Raw genomic sequence first — 3,651 nt, forward strand, 5'->3', positions numbered from 1 at the left:
CGCGCCGTCGATGATGGCGGCCTCTTCGATCTCCTTCGGCACGGAAGCGAGGAAGGAGCGCATCATCCAGATCGAGAAGGGCAGCGCGAAGGCGACGTTGACGATGACCAGGCTGATGCGGCTGTCGATCAGGCCGACCTTGGAGAACAGGCCGTAGAGCGGGATCAGCACGACGACGCCCGGGAAGGCATAAGCCAGCAGGATGACCCGGTAGAGCGCGTTGCGGCCGGGAAACTCCATGCGGAAGAAGGCATAGGCGGCAGGCAGCGCAAGCAGCACGGTGACGGCGGTGGAGAACAGCGCCACCACGAAGCTGTTGACCAGATAGGTCGGGAAGTCGGACGACTGCAGCAGCTTCTCGAAATGCTGCAGGGTGAAGCTCTGCGGCACCATGGTCGGCACCCGCTGGATGATCTCCTGCGGCAGCTTGATCGAGCCGGTGACCACCCACCAGAACGGCAGGCCGATGAGCAGCAGCAGGAAGAGCAGCCCGGCATAGAGCAGTGCCGATTGCGGCAGGCTTCGCTTCATCGGGCGGCCTCGTTGGTCAGCATGGCGCGGGTGGCGAGGAAGGCGAAGCCCATCAGGATGATGCTGGTGATGACCGAGATGGTGGCTGCCTCGCTCAGCCGGTAGCCCTTGAAGGCCGTCTCGTAGATCAGCACGGGCAAGGTCTGCGAAGCCTGCGCCGGGCCGCCGGCGGCGAGCAGCCAGATCACGTCGAAGACGTTGAAGGAAAGCAGCGTGCCGACGACGGTGAGCACCATCAGCGTCGGCTGCAGCAGCGGCCAGGTGATGCGGGTGAAACGCTTCAGCGCGCTGGCCCCGTCGATGCGCGCCGCCTCGTAGAGGTCACCGGGGATGCGGGTCAGGCCGGCCAGCATCATCAGCGCGGTGAACGGGAACCAGCGCCAGGAATTGATCATGATCAGCGTGGTCATGGCGCCTTCGCGCGTGGCGAAGAACCCGACCGGGCGGTCGATGACACCGGCCTGCACGAGCAGCGGGTTGATCATGCCGCCCGAAGTCGACAGCAGCCAGCGCCAAATGATGACGATGACCACGGTCGGCACGATCCAGGTCAGGATGATCCAGGTCCGCGCGATGCGGACGCCGGGGAATTTCTGGTTGAGGATGAGGGCCGTGACCAGCGCCAGCACGGTCTGCACCAGCGCATTGGCGACGACCCAGACGATGCTGCGGCCGAAGGCCCTCCAGAAGCCGGCGCCGCCCAGCACGGCGGCATAGTTGTCGAGGCCGACGAAACGGCCTTCCGAGCCGATGACGCCGACATTCTGGAAGCTCAGCAGGATCGCCTGGACGAGCGGCCAGCCGAGCACGGCCAGCAGGAAAAGCAGCGCCGGGGCAACGAAGACGAAGGCCAGTGTCGAATTCTTCATCGTCGCCCGTCCCCAGCGCCGTCCATCTTACTTGGCGGTGATCTCGGTCATGCGCGCCTGCCCGGCCTTGACGGCGTCGGCAGCGCTCTGGCCGTTCACCACGATGCCCTGCAGGGTCTCGGCGATGACGTTCTGCGCCGAGATGGCGCCGATCGAGGGGAACACCTTGCCGTTGGTGAAGCCGAACAGCTTGCCGTTCTTGGAGTTGGCGACCATGGTCTCGACCTGGCTCTTGTACTTGGCCACGACCGGGTCCTTCCAGAACGAGTCCGCCTTGGCGCCGTCATTGGTCACCGGCAGGAACAGCCCCGGCTCCATGGTCAGGAAGCGGCCATAGGTCTCCGGCTCCATCAGCCAGGTCAGGAACACCTTGGCGGCATCCTGCTTGGCCTTGTCCTTGGTGGTCAGCATGATGGCGTTGGAATAGGAGATCGTCGCCGAATCCGACTGGCCGTCGGCATGCGGCACCGCCGCCACGCCGAGGTCGGCCGCATCGCCGCCGGCCTGGGTGTCATAGGTGTTGATGACGCTGAACTGCAGGATCATGCCGCAGGTCGCGCTGGCGAAACAGGCTTCCGCCTCGCCCCAGGTCCAGGACGTGCTGTCCGACGGCGACAGCTTCTGCAGGTCGGCATAGGCCTGGTAGGCGGCAACGGTCTCCGGCTTGTCGAAGGTGATCTTGCCGTCGTCGGCGTAGATGTCGGCGGCGCCGCTGTTGACCATCAGGCTGTAGACGGTCTGGTCGGTGTAGAGCTGCTTGTTGGCAGGCAGGCCGATGCCGTATTTGCCGTCGGCCGAGAGCTTCTCGGCGGCGGCCTTCCATTCGGTCCAGGTCTTCGGCACTTCGAGCCCGGCCGCCTTCAGGGCGCTGTTGCGGTACCACAGCGAGATCGCCATGTTGTAGGCCGGAACCGCCCAGACGTGGTCCTCATATTTGTAGGGCGCGACCGTGGCTTCCACGAAGCCGTGCTTGGCGTCGAGCTCTTTGTAGATGTCATCGACCGGGACGACGGCGCCGATGCCCTTGAGCACGGTAGTGAAGTCGGGGATCGCGAACAACAGGTCCGGCCCGTTGCCGGCCGCGAAAGCCGCCGGCGCCTTGGCGTAGACTTCGCCCCAGCTCTGCGGCTCCTGCTTCACCACGATGTCTGGGTGGGCCTTGTTGAATTCGTCGAGCAGTTCCTGCATGCGCTGCACGCGGTGCGGCGGCTGCTCCATGTGCCAGAACGTCAGGTTCACCGGTTCGGCATAGGCCGAGCCGGTGAGCAGTGCGGCCGCAAATGCGGCCAGGGTCAGGGTTTTCTTCATTCTCGGTTCTCCCTCAGCTCTCGCCGCTCCCCATGGCGACGGGATTCTTGTGTCTTGCATCAAAGATGCGGATTGCGTGGCCGGTAACGGGCCACCAGCGCATTGTTGATCTCGGTAGCGCCCGGCATGTTGGCGCTGAGATAGATCGGCGCCGCGACGCCCGACGACTGCAGGCGGGCGGCGACCTCGGCCAGCACGGCGTTCATCAGGGCGGCGCCCACCGGCGTCGAGATCGGGCCGACACGCAGCTCGCTGCCCGGTATCGCGGTGATCGCGTCGCCGGCCGGGGCATGGTTGTCGAGGACGATGTCGGCGACATCGGCAAGCCGGGTGCGGCCCCTGGCGGCGGTTTTCGAATAGTCTTCCGAGGTGATGGCGATCACGGTGGCCCCGGCCTGCTTGCCGAGCGTGGCCGCCTCCACCGGGGCGGCGTTCACGCCGCTGTTGGAGACCACGATCAGCACATCGTTCGGGCCGATCGGGTAGCGGGCGAAGATCGGCGCCACGATGCCGGACATGCGCTCGAACACCGTGCCGGCGACCGCGCCTTCATGCACCATGGTGGCGCCGGCCAGGATCGGCACCGTGAAGGCCAGGCCGCCGGCGCGGAAATGCGCCTCCTCGGCCATTGTGTGGCTGTGGCCGGTGCCGAAAATATAGACGAGACCGTCGGCGCGGGCGGTCTTCTCGATCGCGTCGGATGCCTTCGCGATCGCCTCGCCATTCTGTTCGAGCAGCTTGCCGATGCGTTCTGTCAGTTCGCCGAGATAGGCGGAGGCGGTCGGTGTCTTTGTCATGGTTCCTTCGTCAGCTTCAGTCTGACCCGCATGTTGAAACAGTCGCCCCGATAGGACGAGCGCACATATTCGAGCGGCCGGCCGTCGCTGGCGAAGGTGCAGCGCGTGATGCGCAGCACCGGGGCGCCGGCCGCAATGTGCAGCGC

Annotated in this window: 5 protein-coding genes; all 5 read right to left on the reverse strand. The window is 65.6% G+C overall.

All coding sequences use genetic code 11. The features are described from left to right. Positions 1-531: carbohydrate ABC transporter permease (locus L4923_RS30605; RefSeq protein ID WP_239370855.1), on the reverse strand; the 531-nt coding region annotated here is incomplete at its 3' end. After that, on the reverse strand, positions 528-1,400 hold the full coding sequence (locus L4923_RS30610) for a carbohydrate ABC transporter permease (RefSeq protein ID WP_239370856.1): 873 nt from the start codon (positions 1,398-1,400) through the stop codon (positions 528-530). The genes L4923_RS30605 and L4923_RS30610, both read right to left, overlap by 4 nt. Before the next feature lie 27 nt (positions 1,401-1,427). Further along, positions 1,428-2,708, reverse strand: coding sequence for an ABC transporter substrate-binding protein (locus L4923_RS30615; protein ID WP_239370857.1), 1,281 nt, complete (start codon positions 2,706-2,708; stop codon positions 1,428-1,430). 59 nt (positions 2,709-2,767) lie between these two features. Then, positions 2,768-3,505, reverse strand: coding sequence for an SIS domain-containing protein (locus L4923_RS30620; RefSeq protein ID WP_239370858.1), 738 nt, complete (start codon positions 3,503-3,505; stop codon positions 2,768-2,770). After that, positions 3,502-3,648: a UTRA domain-containing protein gene (locus L4923_RS31275; RefSeq protein WP_425531045.1), complete on the reverse strand. Its 147-nt coding sequence runs from the start codon at positions 3,646-3,648 to the stop codon at positions 3,502-3,504. Before L4923_RS31275 ends, L4923_RS30620 begins: the two co-directional genes overlap by 4 nt. Positions 3,649-3,651 lie beyond the last annotated feature (3 nt).

This window comes from Terribium retamae (genome assembly GCF_022347545.1).
GTDB lineage: Bacteria > Pseudomonadota > Alphaproteobacteria > Rhizobiales > Rhizobiaceae > Mesorhizobium > Mesorhizobium retamae.

Bases quoted from the DNA above. Each gene is read 5' to 3' on its own strand.
- L4923_RS30610 (WP_239370856.1), bottom strand. From the start codon at position 1,400: ATGAAGAATTCGACACTGGCCTTCGTCTTCGTTGCCCCGGCGCTGCTT.
- L4923_RS30615 (WP_239370857.1), bottom strand. From the start codon at position 2,708: ATGAAGAAAACCCTGACCCTGGCCGCATTTGCGGCCGCACTGCTCACC.
- L4923_RS30620 (WP_239370858.1), bottom strand. From the start codon at position 3,505: ATGACAAAGACACCGACCGCCTCCGCCTATCTCGGCGAACTGACAGAA.